Source organism: Roseovarius sp., from assembly GCF_965228755.1.
GTDB lineage: Bacteria > Pseudomonadota > Alphaproteobacteria > Rhodobacterales > Rhodobacteraceae > Roseovarius.
This window is the reverse complement of record NZ_CBDDIG010000013.1, coordinates 740752-759420: the sequence shown is the minus strand read 5'-3', so window position 1 is coordinate 759420 and position 18669 is coordinate 740752. Positions and strand designations below refer to the sequence as shown.

At 65.7% G+C, this 18669-nt stretch carries 18 protein-coding genes; 4 read left to right on the top strand and 14 right to left on the bottom strand.

What is annotated here, in order from left to right; translation table 11 throughout:
• Positions 1-97 precede the first annotated feature (97 nt).
• Both ACO07J_RS21990 and rpe read right to left on the bottom strand, forming a co-directional pair.
• On the bottom strand, positions 98-1381 hold the full coding sequence (locus tag ACO07J_RS21990) for an acetylornithine deacetylase/succinyl-diaminopimelate desuccinylase family protein (RefSeq protein ID WP_422032975.1): 1284 nt from the start codon (positions 1379-1381) through the stop codon (positions 98-100).
• A 231-nt stretch (positions 1382-1612) separates the two neighbouring features.
• The gene (gene rpe, locus ACO07J_RS21985; protein ID WP_422032973.1) at positions 1613-2305 is read right to left on the bottom strand and encodes a ribulose-phosphate 3-epimerase; all 693 of its coding nucleotides are present in this window, start codon (positions 2303-2305) and stop codon (positions 1613-1615) included.
• 147 nt (positions 2306-2452) lie between these two features.
• Between rpe and ACO07J_RS21980 the strand changes: the two genes are divergently transcribed.
• The 3 genes from ACO07J_RS21980 to ACO07J_RS21970 are packed head-to-tail and all read left to right on the top strand — an operon-like array spanning position 2453 to position 5528.
• A complete protein-coding gene (locus tag ACO07J_RS21980) occupies positions 2453-4099 on the top strand; it encodes a long-chain fatty acid--CoA ligase (RefSeq protein ID WP_422032971.1) in 1647 nt (548 codons plus the stop codon).
• Complete coding sequence (locus tag ACO07J_RS21975; RefSeq protein WP_422032969.1) at positions 4096-5118, top strand: phosphotransferase family protein; 1023 nt, start codon at positions 4096-4098, stop codon at positions 5116-5118. The genes ACO07J_RS21980 and ACO07J_RS21975 overlap by 4 nt, the downstream gene beginning before the upstream one ends.
• Complete coding sequence (locus ACO07J_RS21970) at positions 5115-5528, top strand: PaaI family thioesterase (protein ID WP_422032967.1); 414 nt, start codon at positions 5115-5117, stop codon at positions 5526-5528. Before ACO07J_RS21975 ends, ACO07J_RS21970 begins: the two co-directional genes overlap by 4 nt.
• Positions 5529-5827: 299 nt before the next feature.
• Here ACO07J_RS21970 and ACO07J_RS21965 read toward each other — a convergent pair whose 3' ends face one another.
• The 8 genes from ACO07J_RS21965 to ACO07J_RS21930 all read right to left on the bottom strand — a co-directional run bounded on the left by ACO07J_RS21965 (position 5828) and on the right by ACO07J_RS21930 (position 14988).
• Positions 5828-7330 (bottom strand): TRAP transporter large permease, encoded by a 1503-nt coding sequence (locus ACO07J_RS21965; RefSeq protein ID WP_422032965.1) that lies wholly within the window; start codon positions 7328-7330, stop codon positions 5828-5830.
• Positions 7327-7911, bottom strand: coding sequence for a TRAP transporter small permease (locus ACO07J_RS21960; RefSeq protein ID WP_422032963.1), 585 nt, complete (start codon positions 7909-7911; stop codon positions 7327-7329). Before ACO07J_RS21960 ends, ACO07J_RS21965 begins: the two co-directional genes overlap by 4 nt.
• Before the next feature lie 64 nt (positions 7912-7975).
• Complete coding sequence (locus tag ACO07J_RS21955; protein WP_422032961.1) at positions 7976-9013, bottom strand: TRAP transporter substrate-binding protein; 1038 nt, start codon at positions 9011-9013, stop codon at positions 7976-7978.
• Between the two features lie 375 nt (positions 9014-9388).
• Positions 9389-11479, bottom strand: coding sequence for an acyltransferase family protein (locus tag ACO07J_RS21950; protein ID WP_422032959.1), 2091 nt, complete (start codon positions 11477-11479; stop codon positions 9389-9391).
• 158 nt (positions 11480-11637) lie between these two features.
• Positions 11638-12249 carry an SGNH/GDSL hydrolase family protein gene (locus ACO07J_RS21945; protein ID WP_422032957.1) on the bottom strand — a complete coding sequence of 204 codons (612 nt, stop codon included), beginning with the start codon at positions 12247-12249 and terminating at the stop codon, positions 11638-11640.
• Between the two features lie 97 nt (positions 12250-12346).
• The gene (locus ACO07J_RS21940) at positions 12347-13039 is read right to left on the bottom strand and encodes a hypothetical protein (protein WP_422032955.1); all 693 of its coding nucleotides are present in this window, start codon (positions 13037-13039) and stop codon (positions 12347-12349) included.
• Positions 13040-13087: 48 nt separating this feature from the next.
• Positions 13088-13783, bottom strand: a complete 696-nt coding sequence (locus tag ACO07J_RS21935; protein ID WP_422032953.1) for a fumarylacetoacetate hydrolase family protein — start codon at positions 13781-13783, stop codon at positions 13088-13090.
• 62 nt (positions 13784-13845) lie between these two features.
• Positions 13846-14988, bottom strand: coding sequence for an alpha-D-ribose 1-methylphosphonate 5-triphosphate diphosphatase (locus ACO07J_RS21930; RefSeq protein ID WP_422032951.1), 1143 nt, complete (start codon positions 14986-14988; stop codon positions 13846-13848).
• A 47-nt stretch (positions 14989-15035) separates the two neighbouring features.
• Here ACO07J_RS21930 and ACO07J_RS21925 point away from each other — a divergent pair, with 47 nt between their 5' ends.
• Positions 15036-15722 (top strand): DUF1045 domain-containing protein, encoded by a 687-nt coding sequence (locus ACO07J_RS21925; protein WP_422032950.1) that lies wholly within the window; start codon positions 15036-15038, stop codon positions 15720-15722.
• Here ACO07J_RS21925 and phnN read toward each other — a convergent pair.
• From phnN to phnK, 4 genes are read right to left on the bottom strand one after another with little or no spacing between them, the layout of a single operon-like run.
• Positions 15704-16252, bottom strand: a complete 549-nt coding sequence (gene phnN / locus ACO07J_RS21920) for a phosphonate metabolism protein/1,5-bisphosphokinase (PRPP-forming) PhnN (RefSeq protein WP_422032948.1) — start codon at positions 16250-16252, stop codon at positions 15704-15706. The two genes, ACO07J_RS21925 and phnN, sit on opposite strands and share 19 nt — an antisense overlap.
• Positions 16249-16944, bottom strand: coding sequence for a phosphonate C-P lyase system protein PhnL (gene phnL / locus ACO07J_RS21915; RefSeq protein ID WP_422032946.1), 696 nt, complete (start codon positions 16942-16944; stop codon positions 16249-16251). Before phnL ends, phnN begins: the two co-directional genes overlap by 4 nt.
• Positions 16941-17894, bottom strand: a complete 954-nt coding sequence (locus tag ACO07J_RS21910; RefSeq protein WP_422032944.1) for a CorA family divalent cation transporter — start codon at positions 17892-17894, stop codon at positions 16941-16943. Before ACO07J_RS21910 ends, phnL begins: the two co-directional genes overlap by 4 nt.
• A 3-nt stretch (positions 17895-17897) precedes the next feature.
• Entirely contained in the window at positions 17898-18668 is a 771-nt protein-coding gene (gene phnK, locus ACO07J_RS21905; protein WP_422033488.1) for a phosphonate C-P lyase system protein PhnK, read from the bottom strand.
• Position 18669: the final 1 nt, after the last annotated feature.

Here is an 18669-nt window from a genome sequence, read left to right as displayed (position 1 = left end):
AGCCGGGCGCGCCTTCGACTTTCATCTTTCTCCAAATACTCAAATCCCCCGCCTGCCGCACGCGCCGGCATTCGAGTATTTCCGGAAAGATGAAACCTCAGCCCCCGCCCAGCAAATCATGCAGCGCCAGCGCCATCACCTGGGCCGACTGCACCATATCCTCGATGCCCACATACTCGTCCGGCTTGTGCGCGAGGTCGAGGATGCCCGGCCCGTAGGCGATACAGTTCTTCAGCCGCCCGATCCGGTCGATATGCTTCTGGTCATAGGTGCCGGGGCTGACGACGTAGGTGGCCTCGCGCCCGAAGACGGCATTCACCGCCCCGGCGACCGAGGTCACCACCGGCGCCTCGCGCTCGGTCATCGTCGGCAGCACCCGGAACAGCTCGGTGATCTCGTAATCGAAGCCCGGCCGCCCGTCGCGCACCCGCTCCAGCACGGCGCGGATCTCGGCCTGCACCTCCTCGATATCCTCCTCGATCAGGAAGCGCCGGTCGATCACCATCCGGCACCGGTCGGGCACGCAAGGCGACGGCAGGCCGGAATAATCCTCCTCCTGCTCCGCCTCGCCGCCATGGATCGAGTTGATGTTCAGCGTCGACTGCCGCGCCCCTTCCGGCACCACCGGCATCTCCGTCCGCTTCTCGGCCAGCGCGGGGAACAGGCTCGTCTCCATCTCCTGCAGCACCGCCCCCATGTGCCGCACCGCGCAATCGCCCAGGAACGGCATCGAGCCATGGGCGATCTCGCCCTTGGTCTCCACCTCCGCCCACCAGACGCCGCGATGGCCGAGGCAGATGCGGTCCTTGTTGAGCGGCTCGGGAATGATCACGTGCTGCACCCGCTCGGGGCTGAAATACCCCTTCTCGGCCAGGTAGGCGACACCACCGAACCCGCCCGATTCCTCGTCCGCCGTGCCGGAGATCTCGATGGCGCCGGCATAGTCGGGGCAAAGCTCGATGAACACCTCCGCCGCGATGATGCTCGCCGCGAGGCCCCCCTTCATGTCACAGGCCCCCCGGCCATAAACCTTGCCATCCTTCACCTCGCCGCCGAACGGGTCGACCGTCCAGCCATGGCCGGTCTCGACCACGTCGATGTGAGAGTTGAAATGCACGCATTGGCCGGGGGCCTTGCCCTCGCGCCGCGCCACGATGTTCCAGCGCGGATACTTGTCGCTGTCCCCCCGCGCGCCCTCGGCGCGGATCAGCTCGGTATGAAAGCCCAACCGCAGCAGCCGCCGGTCGAGGTAATCGCAGATCGTCCGGTATTCCCGCCCCGGCGGGTTGAGCGTGGGAATGCGGATCAGATCCTGCGTCAGCGCGACGAGGTCATCCTCCCGCGCCGCGATCTCCGTCTTCAGCCTGTCCGTGATATCCATGCGATGCTCCCTGCCTTTTGGCGAAACGTAGCACCGGTTTGAGGGGAGGAGAACCGCCCGGAATCAAGCCGCGCCTTGGCGCGGCGCCGGGCGAGCGCCCGACCGCCCCCGAGGGCGGGCGCTTTTGAGACGTGATCATGTCGAACAACAGCCGGAGGCTGGTTGCACCATAAAATGCCCATCACACCCGTATCAGCGCCCACCCGCGGTCGGTCGCTCGCCCGGCAGTCTCTACTGCGGAACCCCGGCCACCGCTTCCCGCAGCGCCCGGATATTCGCCCCGTACACCTCCGGCGTCTCCACCGAGCCACCCTTGAACACCGCCGAGCCCGCCACCAGCACATCCGCCCCGGCCGCCACCACCGCCGGCGCCGTCTCCGGCGTCACCCCGCCGTCGATCTGGATATGCACCGGCCGGTCGCCGATCATCTCGCGCAGCCGCCGCGTCTTCTCCACCCCGCTCTCGATGAACTTCTGCCCGCCGAAGCCGGGGTTCACCGTCATCAGCAAGACCATGTCAACGTCATCCAGCAGGTACTCGATGCTCTCCAGCGGCGTCGCCGGGTTGAGCGACACGCCCGCCATCTTCCCCGTCGCCCGGATCGCCTGCATCGTCCGGTGGATATGCGGCTCCGCCTCGACATGGGCGGTGATCATGTCGGCGCCCGCCTCGGCATAGGCGTTGATCGACGCATCCACCGGCGAGATCATCAGGTGCACGTCCATGAACGTCCTCACATGCGGCCGGAACGCCTTCACCGCCTGCGGCCCGAAGGTCAGGTTCGGCACGAAATGGTTGTCCATCACGTCCACATGCACCCAGTCGGCCCCCTGCGCCTCGATCGCCCGGATCTCGGCGCCGAAATTGGCGAAATCGGCCGACAGGATGGACGGGGCGATCTTGACGGAACGGTCGAACGGCATGGGGGGATTCTCCTGCTGGGGCGGCTCGCCCCCCGGTTAGGCCCGCCGCGCCGCGCGGTCAAGGCTGGCGGCATCGCATTGAATGCCCCGGGGCTTTGTGCCACCGTCCCCCGCAACAGGAAAAAGACCGCGAAAGGCACCGCCCCGATGCAAGGCATGATGATGCACCGCGACCTGAGGATCATCGACATCCTCACCTACGCCGCCGAGGCTTTCCCGGACCAGGGCATCGTCTCCGCCCGCGACGAGGGCGACGTGAACCGCCTCTCCTACCCCGAGATCCTCGGCCGCGTCTCGCAACTCGCCCACGGGCTCAAGAAACTGGGCGTCAAGGAAGGCGACCGCGTCGCCACCCTCGCCTGGAACGGCCACCGCCATTTCGAGCTCTACTACGGCATCTCCGGCATCGGCGCGGTCTGCCACACGCTCAACCCGCGCCTGCCGGCCGAACAGATGAGCTACATCCTCAACCACGCGCAGGACAGCGTGCTCTGCGTCGATCTCAGCCTGATCGGCCTTGTCGAGGCGCTCAAGGGCGACGTGCCCGAGGGTATGAAGATCGTCGTCATGACCGACCGCGCCCACATGCCCGACACCTCGCTCGACGTGCTGTGCTACGAGGAGCTGCTCGACGGCCAGCCGACCGACATGGACTGGCCCGAATTCCCCGAAACCACCGCCGCCGGGCTCTGCTATACCTCCGGCACCACCGGCAATCCCAAGGGCGCGCTCTATTCCCACCGCTCCACCGTGCTGCACGCGCTCTACGTGGTGGCGGGCCACCCGCAAAGCCTCTCCTCCGGCCGCCGCGCCCTGCCCGTCGTGCCGCTCTTCCACGTCAACGCCTGGGGCATGCCCTACACCGCGCCGCTCGCCGGCATGACCATGGTCATGCCCGGCCGCTTCCTCGACGGCGCCAGCCTCTACGACCTGATGCAGGCCGAGGAGGTCTATACCGCCTGGGGCGTGCCCACCGTCTGGGCCGGGCTGCAGGCCGAGATCGAGAAGCGCGGCAACAAGCCCCCGAAGGGATTCGAAGACCTCGTCGTCGGCGGCTCCGCCGCCCCCCGCGCCATGATCGCAGCTTTCGAGGCCATGGGCGTCAACGTCAACCAGGCCTGGGGCATGACCGAGATGAGCCCCATCGGCACCCGCGGCCTGCTGCCCGAATGGCTCAAATCCGCCTCGAAGGACGAACAGATCGACGCCAAGACAGGCGCCGGCCGCCGCCTCTTCGGGGTGGAATTCAAGATCGTCGACGACGACGGCAACCGCCTCCCCCATGACGGCGAAACCACCGGGGAACTCTACGTGCGCGGCAACACCGTGATCCGTGCCTATTTCGAGAATGAGGAGGCCACCAAGGCGGCCTTCGACGCCGATGGCTGGTTCGGCACCGGCGACGTCTCGACCGTGGGCGAGGATGGCCGCCTGATCATCCGCGACCGCGCCAAGGACCTCGTCAAGTCGGGCGGCGAGTGGATCAGCTCCATCGACCTCGAGAACCACGCCACCGCCCATCCCGACATCGCCGCCTGCGCGGTGATCGCCGTGCCCCACCCGAAATGGGATGAACGCCCCGTGCTGGTCGTCGTCCCCGCCGGCGACAAGCGCATCACCCTCGACGCGCTGCATGACTTCATGTCCGACCACTTCGCCAAGTGGCAACTGCCCGACGACATCGTCTTCGTCGACGACCTGCCGCTGACCGCCACCGGCAAGGTCTCCAAGCTCACCCTGCGCGAGCAGTTCTCCGACTACGTGCTCCCCGAATTCCGCGAGAGCACGGCATGAGTGGCCTGACGCTCGACACCGAAGCGGTCGAAGCCTGGGCGAAAGAGAACATCCCCGGCTTCACCGGCCCCGTCACCGCCACCAAGTTCTCGGGCGGACAGTCGAACCCCACCTATCGGCTCGACACGCCCTCCGGCTCTTACGTGCTCCGCCGCAAGCCGCCCGGGCTACTCCTGAAATCCGCCCACGCGGTCGACCGCGAGTACCGCGTGCAATCCGCGCTGCAGGCCACCGACGTGCCGGTCGCCAAGATGCACGCACTCTGCGAAGACGATGACGTGATCGGCTCGGCCTTCTACATCATGGACCTCGTCCACGGCCGCACCTTCGACCAGCCCAGCCTGCCCGACCAGACGCCCGCCGAACGCTCGGCCATCATCGACGAGATGAACCGTGTCCTCGCCGCCATCCACTCGGTCGACCTCGACGCGGTGGGCCTCGCCGATTACGGCCCGCCGGGCCATTACTGCCAGCGCCAGACCGACCGCTGGACCAAGCAGTACCACGCCACCCAGACCGAAGACCTCCCCGACATGGAGGCGCTGATCGACTGGCTCAAGGCCAACATGCCCGACGACGACGGCCAGCGCACGCTGGTGCATGGCGACTACCGGCTCGACAACCTGCTCTACGCCCCCGACAGCACGAACGTGCTCGCCGTGCTCGACTGGGAACTGTCGACCACCGGCCACCCCTATGCCGACCTCGCCGCCGTGATCATGCAATGGTCGATGCCCGCCACCACCGAGGGGCGCGGCCTCGCCGGGGTCGACCGCGAGGCCCGGGGCCTCTGGTCCGACCAGCGCTTTATCGACACCTATTGCGACCGCCGCGGCCTCCCGGGCATCGGCGATTTCAACTTCTACCTCGCCTTCTGCTTCTTTCGCATGGCGGCGATCCTGCAAGGGGTCAAGAAACGCGCCCTCGACGGCAACGCCTCCGATCCGGAACGCGGCCTGAAACTGGGCGAATACGTCCCCGAATTCGCCCGCGCGGGGCTGGAGGCCGCAAAACGATGAAAGACGATCTCGACCCCCGCCTCGTCGAACCGCCCTACCCCCTGCAAACCCATCTCGGCATCGAGATGACCGCATGGTCCGACGGCGCCGCCACGGTCGAACTGCCGATACAGCCCTTCCTCGGCAACCGTCAGGGCCTGCCCCATGGCGGCATCCACGCCACCCTGCTCGACACGGCGATGGGTTATGCCGGCTGCTACACCGGCGACCCCGGCCGCAAGCAGAATGCGCTGACCCTGTCGCTGACGGTGAATTACGTGGGCCAGGCCAAAGGCACCCGCCTGATCGCGTCGGGCCACAAGACCGGCGGCGGGGCCAAGACCTATTTCGCCGAGGGCCGCCTCACCGACGACCAGGGCACCCTCGTCGCCACCGCCACCGGCGTCTTCCGCTACCGCTCGATGGGCTGACCCGTCCCGGCCCTGAGCCGGACCCCGCCCGCAACCTCCCCGCCGGGCGAGCGCCGGCCCGTGGGGAGGCGCTGCAACGGACGTGGCTCGCACTTTATGGCGCCGCCCACCTCTTCCCTGAATACGTAACGCTACACCCGCCAAAGCGCCTGCCCGCCGGGACGGGCCGGCGCTCGCCCGGCGCCGCGCCAAGGCGCGGCTCTGTTCCGGGCGTGTGCCACGTTCGATCGTCGCCCGAACAAAACCACCGACGCAATACCGACAAAATACCGACGTTATACCGACGTCGGAAAACCGCCCTAATGCAGCACCCTCAACAGGAACAGCGTGATCCCCGGAAACGCCACCAGGATCACCACCCGCACGATATCCGAGGCCACGAAAGGCATCACCGCCTTGTAGGTGTCGATCATCCGCGTCTTGGGATCCATCGAGTTGATGACAAACAGGTTCATCCCCACCGGCGGCGTGATCAGCCCGACCTCCACCACGATCAGCACCAGGATCCCGAACCAGATCGCCACCTCCTCGGCGGCAATACGGTTCGCCATGATCGGCGTCACGTTGATCCCGATCGCCTGCATCTGCTCGCGCGTCAGCTCGGCCCCCGCGGCCATCGCCGCCCGTATCCCCTCCAGCATCTCCGGCGCCACGTCCGGCACCCCGGCGGCCAGCGCCTCCCGCGCCGCCTCCGCCTGCATCGCGGCCAGTGAAACAAAGCCGAAATCAAGCTCCGAGATGATCGGGAAGAAGATCGGAATCGTCAGCAGGATCATCGACAGGCTGTCCATCAGACAGCCGAACACCAGGTACAGCAGCAGGATGCAGGCCAGCACCGCCCAGGGGCTCATCCCCTGTTCCACCACCCATTGCGACAGCTCCTGCGGCACCTGCGTCAGCGCCAGGAAACCGTTGTAGAACGCCGCCCCCAGCACGATGAAGAAGATCATCGCGGTGTTGCGCGCCGTGGCATAGAAGCTCTGCACCAGCGTCTTCCGCGTCAGCCCCCGGTTCAGCAGCGCGATCAGCCCGGTGCCCGCGGCCCCCACCGCCGCGCCCTCCGTGGGCGTGAACCAGCCAAGGTAGATGCCCCCCACCACCAGCAGGAAGACCAGCAGCACCGGCCAGACATCCATCAGCGCCCGGAACCGCTCGCTCATCGGAATGGGCTCGCGCAGCCCGGCGGACGACGGGTTAACCCTTACGTAAATCGCGATCGTCAGCATGTAGCCGATCGCGGCCAGGATCCCCGGAATGAACGCCGACAGAAAGAGTTTGGCAATATTCTGCTCGGTCAGGATCGCATAGATCACCAGGATCACCGAGGGCGGAATGAGAATGCCCAGCGTGCCGCCCGCGGCCAGCGTCGCCGTGGACAGCCCGCCCGAATACCCGTACCGCTTCAGCTCCGGCAGCGCGACCTGGCTCATCGTCGCCGCCGTGGCCAGCGACGACCCGCAGATCGCCCCGAACCCGGCGCAGGCGCCCACCGACGCCATCGCCACCCCGCCCTTGCGGTGGCCCAGGAACGCCTCCGCCGCCTTGAACAGCGCCGCCGACATGCCCCCCAGCGTCGCGAAATGCCCCATCAGAAGGAACATCGGCACGATCGACAGCGAATAGCTCGAAAAGGTCGAGAACGTCTCGTGCTTGAGCCGCGACAGCGCCACGGCCATCCCGTCAGTGACGAAATACAGGCCCCCCAGCGCCACCACGAACATCGCAAGCCCGATCGGCACCCGCAGGAAAATCAGCCCCATCAGCACGGGGAACGACGCCAGTCCGATCTCCAGGCTCGTCACGCATCCGCCCCTTCGTTACCATGCAATATCACCCGGCCGGTCAGGATCTCGCCCACCCGCGCCAGCGCCACGAACAGGCCCACCAGCGCCGCCACCACGGCGGCAAACAGGCTCGCGGCATAGGCCCACCAGACCGGGAACTGCAGCATGAAGGTGGTCTCGTTGTACCGCACCTTCTCCAGCATCCCCTGGTACAATTGCCACGCGATCAGGATCAGCACCGCGGCAAACACCCAGTCGATGACAAGCTGTATGCCCCGGTTCACCGTCCGCGGCAGCTTCGAGGTGAAGATATCCACGCTCGCATGGCCCCCGGTGATCTGGCACAGCGGCAGGAAGGCGAAGATGGCGAACGCCACCCCGGCCTCGACCAGCTCGAAATCCCCCAGCAGCGGGCCAACCCCGGCGGCGATCATCCGGTCGGCCAGCTCGGGGAACAGCCCCTGCGCCACGCCGCCATGCAGGAACCCGTTCAGCATCCGGCCCGCGACCGAGAAGCAGGTCACGAAGATCACCAGCGTCAGAACCGCCCCGCCGAGGACGGCCATGATACGGGCCAGAGCCATGAACAGTCTTTGCATTTCGGAATCTGCCCCGGAAATACGTCCGGCGCCGGGGATCACCCGGCGCCGGACCCTGTCACCTTCACTCGGTGGTGTTCTCTTCGATCAGCGACCGGGCCTGGTCGACAAGCGCCTGCCCGTCGAAGCCCTTCTCGTCCATCTCGGCGATCCACTTGGCCTCCGATCCGCTGGCGGCCTCTTTCCACTCGGCCACCTGCTCGGGGGTCAGGTCGATGATGTTGTTGCCCATGTCCTCGGCCAGCTTGCGCGAGGGCACGTCCGCCCCGGCCTGAAGCTTGCCGGCCATGGCCGAGAAATCCTCGCCCGTGTGCTCGTCGATGATCGCCTTCAGGTCATCCGGCAGGCTCTCGTACTTGTCCTTGTTCATGGCAAAGATGAACGCGGTGGTGTAGAGCGCCTCGCCCCCGAACACCGTGTGGTTCTGCACCAGCTCCGGCACCTTCAGCGCGGCGGTCACCTCCCACGGGATCACGCAGGCATCGATCACGCCTTTCGACAGCGCCTCGGGAATGGCCGGCACCGGCAGGCCCACGGCAGTCGCGCCAAGGTCGGTCAGCATCCCGGTGATCACCCGCGTCGGGCCCCGCACCTTCAGCCCGTTGAGATCGGCGATCTCGTTCACCGGAGAGCTGGAATGGATCACGCCCGGCCCATGCACCCAGACGCCCAGCACCTTGATGTCGCTGAAGTCGCTGTCCATCATGTTGGCTTCGGCATACTGCCAGAACGCGCGCGACGTGGCCTCGGCATTGGTCATCATGAAGGGCAGCTCGAACACCTCGGCCTGCGGGAAGCGGCCGGGGGTATAGCCTGCCACCGTCCAGATGATGTCGGCCACGCCGTCGGTCACCTGGCTGGCCAGCTCGGGCGGCTTGCCGCCAAGCTGCATCGCCGGGTAATGGTCGATCTGGATGCGCCCGTCCGAGGCTTCCATGATCCGGTCGGCCCAGGGTTGCAGGATCAGCTTGGGCACGTTTGCCTGCGGCGGCAGGAACTGGTGCATCTTCAGCGTCACCTCCTGCGCCATCGCCGCGCCGCCGATTCCGGCCGCCACGACGCCGGCCAGCGCGGTGCGCATGGCTTTCGTCACAAATGTCATTCTCGGGTCTCCTCCCTTGAGATCGCTTCTCCCGGCGCGTCCCGCGCGGGCCATCCTTCATCGGCCGAAGCCGCCCCGCCCGTTCACCGGATCTCGGGCCGCTCCGATGTTGGCATTGAATTGATCCGTTTTGCAACTGTCATCAGGGAAAATGTTTCAGAAATGTGGTGTTGCAATGTTTTTTGAAACGTGTTGACGAGGGGGCTCCCGCATAGGGCGAGTCCGCCCGCCATGATCCTCGCCATGACCGTGGCGGCAAGGCCGATCGAAGGGCCTGCGCGCCCCGCATCATCAGGACAAACCGACCTACGCAGCGCCTGTCCCGATAGGCTTGAACCCCGGACATACACAAGCGCCGGCAACCATTGCACGCCCTCAGAACGATCGTTCAATGCGCACGACGACGATCAGGTCCGGTTTCTCCTCCGACGCGAGCAGTTCGTCCGGCAGCGTTTGCAGTTTGAAGTTCCAATGACCGACGTAATGGACCTCCCCGAAGGTCGCATCGAAATAGGGGCGTATGGCATTGGTGTAGGAATCGCCGATGATCCACACGGTCTTCTCCGACAAGGGAGAGGCGTTCGACACGATCTGGGCGCGGACAAAGGACGATCTGGGCTGTTCCGGCAGCGGAGTGACCTCCAGCTCCGGGTCGCGGGCCCACTCGATCTGCCAGTTGTCTCCCGGGGCGACCGGGAAATCGTCTCGCTGGGACATCGTGATCAGATCGCCGGAATACGGCGCCCCGGCCGCGAATGAAACCTCGGGAACGGGCCAGCCCATGCGCTCCGCCAGGCTCGAGAAGGCAAGGAACGCCCCCTTGTAGTTCCAGTGCGTGTCCGTCCTGTAATACAACAGGCCGGCCTCCTCCTTCGCCCGCAGCATATCCTCGAGCGGGTCAACCACGACCAGGTTCGCAATCTCGGCCAATGGCTCGGTGAAATACGACACGTAGCGCGTATCAGACGGCTCGACCTCATCGGGAAGAAACTCGGGGTACATGGTCGATTTGTTGGGGCCGACCAGCAGGGCCACCGGCGTGCCTGTCCTTTCGGCCGCCTCGGCCAGGTTCGCGAACAGCCCGACTATCCCGGCAACATCCTCCGGGTCGGGCGGGGCGGCGAGCTTCAGCTTCGCAACGGTGTTGTCGATACTGTTCCCCAGGAAGAGCCAGCCCTCCTTGCCCTCGTACCACCTCGAGGACGAACCGATTATGTGTTCGGCCCCGGGGCGCTTGATGACAAGGTCGTCGAGATTACGCGTCCCGGCATGATCGGTCCGGCTTATCACCAGCCCGGCCAGGCCAACGCAAACCATCGCGCCGGCCAGGCCGGCTATCTTCAGGCGGACGTTCCCGCGCCCGAATCTCAGCGGCCGTTCGACGAACCTCACCGTCAGCCACGCAAGGCCAATCGCCAGGACGACCGCGGCAATCCTTGCATCCCTGTGGGGGGGCTCACCGCTCTCGACAATCTGGATGAAGGACAGGAGCGGCCAGTGCCACAGGTAAAGCGGATAGCTGATCAGCCCGAACCAGACCGCCACCGGGTTCATCATGAAAAGCCTGTTGGACCACGCGACTGATCCGGCGGCGATGATGAGAATGGCCCCGCAAACCGGAACCAGCGCCCAGGCCGACGGGAACGGCACCGCCGACGTGATGCCCACGAATCCGTAAATCAGAAGGCAAAGCCCCCCAAGGCCCATGGCATTGTCGACCAGGGCGGTCCGTGCCGCCGGAATGCCCAGGGGGATCATGCGCCCGATGACGGCATGTACCCCCGCCTTGGCGCGATCCAGCGCGTCCCGCTTGTAAAGCATCAGCCACGCCAGGGCGCTGCCGCTCAACAGTTCCCAGAAGCGGCCGTAAGGCCAGAAAAACACCCCTGTCGGGTTCGTCGCCACGTATCGCAAGTTGAAATAGTACGACGCGGCCGCCACCAGCAGCGTGATCGCCAGAAGGCTGATGCGCAGTCGCCACGCCAGCCACAGAACCAGCGGCCAGACGATGTAGAACTGCTCTTCGACGGCAAGGCTCCACAAATGCAGCATGGGCTTCGTGTCTGCCGCAGCATCGAAATACCCGCTTTCGCCCACGAGTATGAAATTGACGATGAAGGCCGCCCCGCTCGCCACGTGCTTGCCAAGTTGCTGGAACTCTTCTGCCAGAAGGGCGAACCAGCCGAAAATGAGGGAAACCGCCATCACGAGAATGAGCGCCGGAAAGATCCGCCGAATGCGGCGCCCGAAGAAGTTGGCAAAGGAAAACCTGCCTTCGTCGAGGCTGATGAAAATATGCGACGTGATCAGGTAACCGCTGATGACGAAAAAGACATCAACGCCGATGAAGCCGCCTGTCAAACCGGTGGGGAAGGCGTGATACAGAACGACCGAAAGCACGGCAAAGGCTCTCAGCCCATCTATTTCGGCCCTGTAGTCCGTAGGTCTGGGAACTGCCGAGGACAAGTTGTTCGCTTTTCTATTGTTGTGCCAATCCCTAGCGCAAGAATGTCCAATCTCGCCATTAACCGAGCGGTCGATTCAAATGCCTGTGTTGCAATCAATGACGTTCGGACCTTTGCCCTGATCCGTCCTTGGCGGCAAATCGTGTCAAGGTCAACTGATCAGCCCGGCCCAAGCGACTGAAGAATTGCATCGACGATCTTCTGCCCCCCTTGCGAGGACGGCTCTATCGGAGAGATCTCCGAGAAGTCACTGTCATCCCTACAGGCCAGGTCCAACCGGACGACCGGCACGCCCCGATTTTCCGCAAGGCGCATGATCAACGCATTGAAGGCATCGATCGCGGACGGGGCATGATCTCTCATTTCCGGCTCCACGAAGGGAATCGCCGTGTAGATGGTGCAAACCCGCACCGGCACGCCGCGCTCGGAAACCGTGTCCAGCATCCAGCCATACGCGAATTCAAAATCCGCGAGCGGCGCTGCAATGACGTCCTCCAGCGTTGCACCTTCCGCCGCCTGCGTCAGAAGATGTCTGAATTTCCTGAGATCGTTGCCGCCAATGCTCACGACGATGTCTGTCGTATGCGACGGCACGTTTTCCAGCTGATCGGGGATATCCTCGATACAGTCCCCATCAACCGCGACCTTGAATGCAGACCAGGTTTTCGGAACCGAACGACGCAACTGTTCGATGACCCCGGGTTCCCCCGGGATGTACCCGTCATTGTCGAAAACGGAGTCCCCCATCAGACAAATATGCTTTTCCGTCATTGGCTTGGCCTCGCGTTCAATACGGGTACTGCAGCTCATAATCGGATCGGGTGAATATTTCCAACATTGACGACCGCCAGGATGGCCGGGGTCGTCACTATTCCGAACCGGCTCGAAGCCTGACCCGGAGGAGCAGATCATTCACCTTGTCGACCGCCGCACCGGCGGCCATGTTCCGCAACACCGTGTCTGCAGCTTTCGCTGATGAAGGGTCTGCCAGGCCATCGACCATGTCCGTCCAGAAAGTGCCCTCGGTGAAACTGTTCGTGGTCAGCAACTCAATGTAATCCATGCCCGATGCGCAAACGCGGTCCCGTTCGAAATACCGGCACATCACGTAGGTCATTGCCCCCACGGGCGATGCACAGTGGCCAATCTGCCTGCCTTCGTCGAACTTGCTGAACCCGTAACCCCAGTATTCGCGGAACGCGTCGCAGTACCGTTCGTGTTGCTCCTTGGCGTCCATGCCCAGAAGGTCCGTCCGAAGAGGTTCTGCAGCGAGAATGATATTCCCCGTATTCCCGGTCTCAATGGTCGCCTCGAGCTCGTCAAATTGCCCCTCCTCGCTCGTTTGCCTGAGTTCGGCAATCCTTTGAGGATCCAACTCGCGTTTCCACATCAGGTTAAGCAGGTCATCCGATCCGTACTCATCACCGGGAAAGGTTTGCAAGTCATCCGGCAGGGCGATGACGAAAGGGCCAAAAAGACGTTCCGTATCCGCCAAAGCCACGCGTGCAGGAAGCAGAAACACCAAGACAAGGAAGCCCAGGCGCGTGGAAACATCTCTCATCCAATAACCCTCGTGAACGTGACCCCCATGACGATCCTGGCCGGCGCCTTACCCCGAAACCCCGATCCGGAGCGGCGACAACCCCTCGATCTCACCTTCCAGCACCGAGCCCGGCTGCACCGGCCCCACCCCCGCGGGCGTGCCGGTATAGATCAAATCCCCCGGCGCCAGCGTGTAGAACCGCGACAGGTGCGCGATCAGCTCGGGCACGCTCCACACCATCTCCGACAGCACCGCATCCTGCACCGTCTCGCCATCCTTCCTGAGCGTGATCCGCTGCCCCCCGATCTCGCCGAACGCCGCCTTCGGCGTAAGCGTCCCGATGATCGCCGCGTTCTCGAAATCCTTGCCAAGGTCCCAGGGCCGCCGCTTGTCCTTCGCCGCGCCCTGCAGATCCCGCCGGGTCAGGTCGATCCCGCAGGCATAGCCATAGACCAGCCCCATCGCCTCCGACGCCTCGACCTCGAACCCGCCCCGATCCAGCGCCACCACGAACTCCATCTCGTGATGGCAATCCGCGGTCCCCGGCGGATAGTCGATCTCGCCCCCCGACAGGCACAGCGCATGGGCCGACTTGGTGAAATAGAACGGCGCCTCGCGGTCGACCTCGTTGCCCATCTCGGCGGCATGGGCGGCATAGTTGCGCCCGACACAGAAGATGCGGCGCACGGGGAACTCCCGCGCCTCGCCCTCCACGGGCGCCACGGGTTGTTCGGGCGCATCGAACAGGTACTCGGCAGGCATCGGCGTCTCCTCTGGCGTTTGCCTGCCTTATTGGCACGCCCACGGGCGAAGTCAAAGCCCGCTCACGCCACCCGCACCCCGCGCGACCACACGCCCCGCACCGCCGGCACGCCGCCGCGCAGCGCGAACCTTACCACGTCCGCCCGCCGGCCCACGGCAATCTCGCCCCGGTCCTCCAGGTGAACCGCCCGCGCCGGGTTCCGCGTCACCGTTGCGATGCCCCTCGCCATGTTGCCCCAGATCTCGCCCAGCTGCACCGCCGCCATCAACAGCGCCGCCGGCACGTAATCCGAACTCAGGATATCCAGCAGCCCCGCCTCGGCCAGCTCCCGCGCCGCCACGTTCCCGGAATGCGACCCGCCGCGAATGAGGTTCGGCGCCCCCATCATCACCGCGATCCCGCTCTCGTGACAGGCCCGCGCCGCCTCCAGCGTCGTGGGAAACTCCGCCAGCCGGATGCCATAGCCATGCGACACCGCCACCTGCTCTGCCGTCGTATCGTCATGGCTCGCCAGAACCGCGCCATACCGCCCCGCCGCCTTCACCGCCTCGGCCTCGTGCCTGTCGCCATTCCTGGCCCGCAACGCCTTCAACTGCGCCACGTGGGCGGCGAACGCCTCGTCCGTGAACCCCTTCTTCCCCTTCAGGTAATCCTCGAGCTTGCTGATATCGCGGAACTGCCGCTGCCCCGGCGTGTGGTCCATCAGGCTGACCAGCCCCACCCGGTCGGCCGCGCCGAACTCGTCCATCTCCTCGATCAGCGTCTCCGAACACACCTCCGCCCGCAGGTGCAGGAAATGGCTGATCTTCAGCGCATCCTCCGCCCGCAGCGTCCACAATTCCGACGCCAGTTGCCGCGCATATTTCAGGTACCGCCCATGCCCGTTGGGGATCGAGCCCACCCGCATCGCGTCGAACACCGTGGTGATCCCCGTCCCGGCAAGCTCGGCGTCATGGGCAAGGATCGCGGCGTTATGCGGCCAGTCGACCATCGGCCTTGGCTGGATATGCCGTTCGAGGTTGTCGGTATGCAGTTCCACCAGCCCCGGCGCCACGTAATCGCCGCCGCAATCCACCGCGCCTTCGGGCACGCCGTGACCGGTCGCGATATCCACGATCTCTTCCCCCCGGAACCGGACCGATCCGGTGACGGTTTCCCCCGGCAGAACCACGGCGGCATTGGCGAGAACGGTTTCCTGTGTCATGTCAGAGTTACTCTTCGCTGGCAGGGAATGGCGGGAAAGGCGGAACGATGGATTACAAGCGCTACGCGGTCTATTACACCCCCTCCGACGAGGGGCTCGCCCGGTTCGGGGCGGACTGGCTGGGATGGGACATCGCCCGTGGCGAGCCGGTCGATCAGCCCGACCTCCCCGGCCTCCCCGTACCGCTGTCCGAGATCACCGAAACGCCCCGGCCCTACGGGTTTCACGCCACCATCAAGCCGCCCTTCCGGCTGGCCCCGGACCAGAGTGAAGACGCGCTCTTCACCGCCTTCGACCGGCTCTGCACCCAGATGCCCGCCGCCATCGTCGACGGGCTGGAACTGGCCGCGCTGGGCCGCTTCCTCGCCCTCGTGCCGCGCGGCGACGCGACCAAGTTTGGGGGGCTGGCGGCGATGACCGTGGAAACCCTCGACAGCTTCCGCGCCCCGCTCTCCGACGCCGAGCTTGCCAAGCGCCGCGCCGCCGGCCTCTCCGACCGGCAGGAGGCGCTGCTCGAACGCTGGGGATATCCTTACGTAATGGACGAATTCCGCTTCCACATGACCCTCTCCTCCAAGCTGCCGAAGGACCGGATCGAACCGGTCAAATCCGTCCTCGCCCAACAGCTCGACGGGCGCGTGCCCGAACCCTTCACCCTCGACGGGCTCAGCCTCGTGGGCGAGGGGGAGGATGGCTTCTTCCACCTGATCCAACGTCACACCTTCCCCGCCTGAAGCCGCGCCAGAACCGTCGCGACGGTCCGCTCCAGCGGCCCGTCATTGGCCACCTCGATCACGCGGCCAAGCCCCTCGGGCAGGGCAAACCCCTGCCGCGACAGCCGGCGTTCCATCTCCGCCTCGTCCTCCCGGCCCCGCTTCGCCAGCCTTTCGGCCAGCACCTCCGCCGGCGCCGTCAGGTGCAGGGTGACGAACCGCTCGAACAGCCGCTCCGCCTGCCCCAGCACCGCCCGCGACAGGTTCACAAGACAGGTTTCGCCCCCGGCCAACCGCGCCTTTACCGTCGCCGGCACGCCGTAATGCAATCCATGCGCCGGCCAGTGCAGCACGAATTCGCCCACCTCCCGCCGCCGGGCAAAGTCCGCTTCGCTGACGCCCTCGAAATCCTCGCCGCCCGCCGCCTCCGGCCGGGTGATCACCCGCCGCACCAGCCCCATCGACGGCTCGGCCTCCGCCAGCGCCTGCATGACACTGTCCTTGCCCACGCCCGACGGCCCCACCACGCCAATGAGCGCGCCGTCGCTCATGCCGCCGCCGGCGTGAAGGCCGAGACGTCGACCTCCCGGTCACAGACCCGCTCCCGCGCCGCCACGTCGTGGAAAATCCCCAGGATCGCCGCCCCCCGCGCCTTTGCCTCCTCGATGAGCCGCAACACCGTATCCCGGTTCTCCGCATCCAGGCTCGCGGTCGGCTCGTCGAGAAGCATCGCCGGATAGGCATAGGCAAACCCCCGCGCGATATTCACCCTCTGCTGCTCGCCCCCCGAAAAGGTCGTCGGGCTCAGATCCCACAGGCGCTCAGGGATATTCAGCCGTGCCAGCAGGCGCTCGGCCCGGGCCATCGCCTCCTGCCGCTCGTGCCCCGTCATCAACAGCGGCTCCGCCACCACCTCCCGCGTCGGCACCCGCGGCACCACCCGCAGGAACTGGCTCACGTATCCCAAGGTCTGCCGCCGCAAGCTCAGGATATCCCGTGGCTCGGCCTTCGCCACGTCCACCCCGGCCACCATGATCCGCCCCGAGGCCGCAAGGTAATTGCCATAGATCATTCGCATCAGGGTCGACTTCCCCGCCCCCGAGGCGCCGGTCAGCGCCACGCACTCCCCCGCGCCCACGCTCAACTCGGCCCCCGCCATCACCGGGATCCGCGCGCCCCCCTGGTTGTGCAGCACGAAAGACTTCGACACATCGCTCAGCGCGATCACGGGATCATGGGTCATAACAGGTTCTTCCAACGGAAATAGAGGTAAGACAGCACCGAAGACGCCACCATCGCCACCACCGAGGCACCAAAGCCCCACGGCGTGCCGATCCACGGCATCCAGTCGAAATTCATCCCGAACACCGCCCCGATCAGCGTGGGCGGCATGAACAGGACCGCCACCAGCGAGAAGGTCTTGGTCACGGCGTTCTGCTCGATCGTGGTCAGGCCGAAGAACGTATCGAGGATCAGGCTCAGCTTCTGCGTCAGGAACCCCGCATGTTCCGCCAGCGACGCCACGTCGCTCGCCAGCACCTTCAGCGCGCGCGGCGGCTTCTTCCCGCCGCCCGCCGCCTCGCGGTTCAGGAAGGTCAGCGCCCGCTCGATCGTCACCAGGCTGTTGCGCACGTCCGACACCAGCGCCCCCGCCTGGCCCAGCGTCGCCAGGGCCGAGCGCCGGTCGGCCACCTCGACCTCCAGCCCGTTGCCGAACAGCCCCCGCGACACCCCCTCGATCCGCCCGTCGGTCAGCTCGAGGATATCCGCCAGCCGGTCGATGATCTCGTCCAGCAGCCCGAACAGCACCTCCTGCGACGAATTCGTGTCATAGGGGCTGTGCGCCGCCCTTGCCGGATAGGTCCTGAACGGTCGCGGCGCGTGGTACCGGATCGTCACCAGCCGCCCTTCGCACATCACGAAGGTGACCGGCGCCACCTCGTGCTTCTCGGTCTCCGACAACGCCGGCAGCACCAGCGTCATGAAATTGATGTCGCCATCCCGGTACAACCGGCTCGACAGCTCGATCTCCTCCATGTCTTCCCTGCTGGGCAGCTCGGCCCCGGTGGCCCGGCCCACCTCCACCAGCTCCTCCGGCGTGGGCTCCAGAAGGTCGATCCAGACCGCATCGGTCCCGATCCCCTCCTCGCGTGCAAGGCCCCCGGCCTCGTCCGGTCTGAAACTCTCGATCATCGGCTACACCTGCAAGACGCTTGATACCAGCAACTGCGTATACCCGTGCTGCGGGTCGTCCAACACCTGATCGGTCAGCCCGGCCTCGACCACGTGCCCGTCCTTCATCACCATCAGCCGGTCGGCCAGCAATCGCACGACGGCCAAATCATGCGTCACGATGATGGCGGAAAGCCCCATCTCCCGCACCAGCCCCCGCAGCAGGTCCAGAAGCCGCGCCTGCACCGACACGTCCAACCCGCCCGTAGGTTCGTCCATGAACACCAACCGCGGCCCGGTCACCAGGTTCCGCGCAATCTGCAACCGCTGCTGCATGCCCCCGGAAAACTGTCCCGGCCGGTCATCCACCCGGTCCTCCGCAATCTCGACCCGCCCCAGCCAGTCGATCGCCTGCCCCCGGATCTGCCCGTAATGCCGCGCGCCCACGGCCATCAGCCGCTCGCCCACGTTGCCCCCGGCACTCACCCCCATCCGCAGGCCATCCCGCGCATTCTGATGCACAAACGCCCAATCCGTCCGCCCCAGCATCCGCCGCTCCGGCTCCGACATCCTCAGCGTATCCCGCAACCCCTCGCCCCGCGTGTCGAACAGAACCTCGCCGGCATCCGGCGCCAACTGCCCGGCAAGACAGCCCAGAAGCGTCGATTTCCCCGACCCGCTCTCACCCACGATCCCCATCACCTCGCCGGGATACAGGTCAAACGACACATCCTCGCACCCGATCCGGGGCCCGTACATCCGGGTCACGCCCCGCACCGCCAGAAGCGGCGTCATG

Excerpts from the sequence above, each read along its gene's own strand:
- ACO07J_RS21990 (WP_422032975.1), bottom strand. The coding sequence starts at position 1,381 with ATGGATATCACGGACAGGCTGAAGACGGAGATCGCGGCGCGGGAGGAT.
- rpe (WP_422032973.1), bottom strand. The coding sequence starts at position 2,305 with ATGCCGTTCGACCGTTCCGTCAAGATCGCCCCGTCCATCCTGTCGGCC.
- ACO07J_RS21980 (WP_422032971.1), top strand. The coding sequence starts at position 2,453 with ATGCAAGGCATGATGATGCACCGCGACCTGAGGATCATCGACATCCTC.
- ACO07J_RS21975 (WP_422032969.1), top strand. The coding sequence starts at position 4,096 with ATGAGTGGCCTGACGCTCGACACCGAAGCGGTCGAAGCCTGGGCGAAA.
- ACO07J_RS21970 (WP_422032967.1), top strand. The coding sequence starts at position 5,115 with ATGAAAGACGATCTCGACCCCCGCCTCGTCGAACCGCCCTACCCCCTG.
- ACO07J_RS21960 (WP_422032963.1), bottom strand. The coding sequence starts at position 7,911 with ATGCAAAGACTGTTCATGGCTCTGGCCCGTATCATGGCCGTCCTCGGC.
- ACO07J_RS21955 (WP_422032961.1), bottom strand. The coding sequence starts at position 9,013 with ATGACATTTGTGACGAAAGCCATGCGCACCGCGCTGGCCGGCGTCGTG.
- ACO07J_RS21945 (WP_422032957.1), bottom strand. The coding sequence starts at position 12,249 with ATGACGGAAAAGCATATTTGTCTGATGGGGGACTCCGTTTTCGACAAT.
- ACO07J_RS21940 (WP_422032955.1), bottom strand. The coding sequence starts at position 13,039 with ATGAGAGATGTTTCCACGCGCCTGGGCTTCCTTGTCTTGGTGTTTCTG.
- ACO07J_RS21935 (WP_422032953.1), bottom strand. The coding sequence starts at position 13,783 with ATGCCTGCCGAGTACCTGTTCGATGCGCCCGAACAACCCGTGGCGCCC.
- ACO07J_RS21930 (WP_422032951.1), bottom strand. The coding sequence starts at position 14,988 with ATGACACAGGAAACCGTTCTCGCCAATGCCGCCGTGGTTCTGCCGGGG.
- ACO07J_RS21925 (WP_422032950.1), top strand. The coding sequence starts at position 15,036 with ATGGATTACAAGCGCTACGCGGTCTATTACACCCCCTCCGACGAGGGG.
- phnN (WP_422032948.1), bottom strand. The coding sequence starts at position 16,252 with ATGAGCGACGGCGCGCTCATTGGCGTGGTGGGGCCGTCGGGCGTGGGC.
- phnL (WP_422032946.1), bottom strand. The coding sequence starts at position 16,944 with ATGACCCATGATCCCGTGATCGCGCTGAGCGATGTGTCGAAGTCTTTC.
- ACO07J_RS21910 (WP_422032944.1), bottom strand. The coding sequence starts at position 17,894 with ATGATCGAGAGTTTCAGACCGGACGAGGCCGGGGGCCTTGCACGCGAG.
- phnK (WP_422033488.1), bottom strand. The coding sequence starts at position 18,668 with ATGACGCCGCTTCTGGCGGTGCGGGGCGTGACCCGGATGTACGGGCCC.